Origin of the sequence: Methanosarcina baikalica, assembly GCF_031461075.1 — an archaeon.
In the GTDB taxonomy this organism is placed as follows: domain Archaea; phylum Halobacteriota; class Methanosarcinia; order Methanosarcinales; family Methanosarcinaceae; genus Methanosarcina; species Methanosarcina baikalica.
This window is the reverse complement of the sequence record NZ_JAVKPK010000120.1, coordinates 1-3,557: the sequence shown is the minus strand read 5'-3', so window position 1 is coordinate 3,557 and position 3,557 is coordinate 1. Positions and strand designations below refer to the sequence as shown.

The following is a 3,557-nucleotide window of genomic DNA, read 5'->3' as shown; positions in this document are numbered from 1 at the left end:
TCACTAGTAATAAATAATAAACGAAATATTTATCTATTATATATACTTATTAATTATGATCAGTAGCCGTGGTCAATTTGGTTTTATTCGTTAAAGTAAAAATAGTAATTAATGTACATGATTAAAAATACAGGATTATTAATTGATATGCAATTATTTGAATCTTATAGTTTGAGTAATCAGATGTGAAGTAGGTTATATAAAAATACCCTATAATTATTAATAATCAAGATTGAAATAATGGATCTTGATAGACTCAATAATGAACAGATATCAAATGGGGATTGGGGAAGGCTATAAAATGAAAGAGTCTACAGGCATGAAAAAAGATTTCAATGGGCTTGCTTCAAAATTATATATTATTTGATATTATCAGAAGCAATTTTGAAACGGGCCAGTTAATAACAAAATCCAATGCATCATGGGGGTGATTCATTGACCAAATCTGAAAAAACGAACATATCTCCTATATTTGAGAAAATATAGAGATTTTGTGCTCGCAATTTTTAGCCAATTTTTAGCAGCTGATCCCCATAACCTCAACTTGCAATCCATAACCTCAACTTACAATATTGGATTTACTGATAGAAATGAATCTGAGGTTCTACATTATTTGCACTGCTACTTTACTCACTTTAGGGGCACCTGCCTTACTTACTTTAGGGGTACCTTTCTTAGCAGACAGCAACATCAGTGCAACGGTTCACGGGGTAACATATTTATGGGATACCCTTGAACCCCTAAACGATACTGTTATTGATGTAAATTCCACTCCCCCTCAATCAATAGTAGCAAAAAACGGCAGTTATTCTTTTGAATTGGTGCCCGGGGACTATGCTATTACAGCCAAGTATTACCAGAACAACACCCTCACCTATTCAAAAGAAGCAACTTTCAAGATTGAAGGTGAAGGAAATTACGTATTCGATCTCCTGCTTTATCCCATATCCGAAAATCCGGTAACAGGAACAATCGCAGCTAATATAAATAATCCCAATAGCGTGAATCCCATAGAACAAACCAGGACTGATTCATCAGCTATAAGTTACTTGCTAATAGCCCTTACACTTTTTCTTCTGCTCGGTGGAGGCTATAAACTTTCCAGAAAGCACAAGCTGGTTGAAAAAAGCATGTTTCAGAAAAGAAAATTCGATATATCCGGGCTTTTGGTAAAAATTCTCGCTAATAGCACTGGTTCGGGCGTGAAACCAGGATTCGTAAACATTGAAAAAGCTATTTCCGTAACAGAGCCAATAATAACAGAGCCAATAATAGAACCCGCCACTAATTCCGAAATTGAAACTGCTGCTCTAAAAAAGCTTCCTCTTTCTACAGATTTACAAGAAATAGTTAACTTAATTCGGGGCCATAAAGGTCGGATTACCCAAAAAGATCTGCGTCGCAGGTCGGAATATTCTGAGGTAAAAGTCAGCCTCCTGCTTTCAGAACTAGAAAAGAGAGGACTGATTAAGAAGTTCAAGAATGGGCGTGAGAATATTTTGATTCTAATAGATGAGGAGCGCTAAAACCCACGCGACTTAAAGTTTTCATTTTATCATTACTTTATGAGCTGATCCTAAAACCCCTTTTATTCAGAATCATTTGAGTTATTTAGAATTGCTTTCAGGATCAGAAACTCTGTTGAGCACTAAAAATAAGAGATTCAAAGAAGCAAATTTAGAGTTTTGGGATCGACTGTATCATTGTCTCTAAATCAAAATCGCACCGGCGCACCTCGCTGCAAGCAATGAGGCACGTTCGTATCATCGCTCTCATCGTAATGGATTTATTCAAATAAAGCACTCTTATTTGCCTGGATTTCCTTAATCCACATGATTTAAATTCTGCTTTCAGTGTCCTTTATGATTCCTTAATATATTGTTTGATTGTTTAAGCGGTCGCATTTCCAACGGCTCAATATAACTAAGCTTGATAAAATTAAGGAACAAAAAGAAAAGATAAGGAACAGAAAGAAAAGATAAGGAACAGAAAGAAAAGATAAGGAACAGAAAGAAAAGATAAGGAACAAAAAGAAAAGCCATCGAGGGTTCACTTCATCCCCGACCTGAAGGACGGAGTATTCGTGACCCTCAAAACTCCCGAAGTAGTAAAGAACCTCATTGCTTCTTTAATCCAAAAGAGTGTGCGACAGAATTATCATCAATTTATTTACAGCTAGTTCTCACCATATGTTTCCGTAGTTTCTCTGATAGTTGTCGTGGAATTTATTATAATTGTCGTTGAATCTCTTATGGTTATTGTTGAATCTATTATAATTGAAAAACCATTTCATGTAAAGAGCAAACCATCTGTTGTACTCGTTGCCGTGTTTCTTATTGTTCCAATTCCTCTTCTCGTTGTCCCACTTTCTCCGGTCGTTATCCCATCTTCTCTGGTCGTTATCCCATTTCTTTTTATCGTTGCCCCACTTTTTCCGGTCGTTATCCCATTTCTTGTTATTGTTGCCCCACTTTTTCTGATCGTTATCCCATTTCTTTTGATCGTTGCCCCATTGCTTTTCATTCTTTTGCGGAGCTGCACTCACTGACGCAACAGTCACTGACAGTACAAAACAAAGTGCCAGCAAAATACCGAGTATCTTTTTCACTTTCAACATATACCCCACTCCATACATTTATTAAAACCACTACTAATACTAATAAATCAATACCGATAAATTCCAGATTCTAGATTTGTTTCTGAAAGCATCGGTTTTGTTTTTTAAATTGTCTTCCCGGCTATCTGCCGGTTGACAGTTCTGAAATTCACTTTTATCCTAATTTCTGAAATTCACTTTTATTCTAATTGTCGTTGTCTTACCGACTAGCAGCGGCTTGACAATTCTAAAATTAACGAGCTTAAATATAAATATACTTGTAATAGAAAATAGCTTAAAATGATTTAATTAATAAAATAAGAGTTTTAAAGGGTATTATGAATAAAATAAGAGCTTTTAAATTTTTAATTCCTTATATATCTACAAATAGCACATTTAACACTTATACAGCACCTAAAACTTCAATTTTTTAGAGTGAGCTGCTGAAACTCTCAGGCATAAAAATCTCTCTACATTTTTCCCGAAAATAGGGGACGCGTTTGTTTTTTCAAATTTGATAAGTGATTCATACATACTATCGTATCTTCAAAGTATTCTTTATTGGCCATCGGTTAAGGAATTTTCTTGCCTGGAGCATAAGTTGATTTTAAGGCAGAAAGAGTTAAAAGGGAGTTATTTCAGAAAATAAGTTTTTCTAAACTTTTTATTTTATATACAACCATAAATAATGTAGTAAATAATTATTAGACCTATTTAAAGCTTTATATGTATAAATAAAGTAATATATCTGTTTATTTGGAGTTTCAAGGTACAAGCATAAAAAACGCTATTACAACTGTTGAATGTACAGGACTTACGCAGTTTTATTTAGAATATTGGCATAGAAGAGTAGCATAAGACTTAAAACTCTCTATCGTCGCAGTACACTTTGCTGCCTTGACTTTTTTCAGGAAATTTCCGATTTGTTAATGCGTTTTCAATTATTTCTGTTTTGTATTAT

The 3,557-nt window shown here is 34.4% G+C and carries 2 protein-coding genes; one reads left to right on the top strand and one right to left on the bottom strand.

Translation table 11 applies throughout. The features are described from left to right. Positions 1-572: 572 nt before the first annotated feature. Positions 573-1,526 carry a helix-turn-helix transcriptional regulator gene (locus RG963_RS16175; protein WP_310577310.1) on the top strand — a complete coding sequence of 318 codons (954 nt, stop codon included), beginning with the start codon at positions 573-575 and terminating at the stop codon, positions 1,524-1,526. A gap of 656 nt (positions 1,527-2,182) precedes the next feature. Here RG963_RS16175 and RG963_RS16170 read toward each other — a convergent pair. Continuing rightward, complete coding sequence (locus tag RG963_RS16170) at positions 2,183-2,617, bottom strand: hypothetical protein (RefSeq protein ID WP_310577309.1); 435 nt, start codon at positions 2,615-2,617, stop codon at positions 2,183-2,185. Positions 2,618-3,557 lie beyond the last annotated feature (940 nt).

Bases quoted from the DNA above. Each gene is read 5' to 3' on its own strand.
- RG963_RS16170 (WP_310577309.1), bottom strand. From the start codon at position 2,617: ATGTTGAAAGTGAAAAAGATACTCGGTATTTTGCTGGCACTTTGTTTT.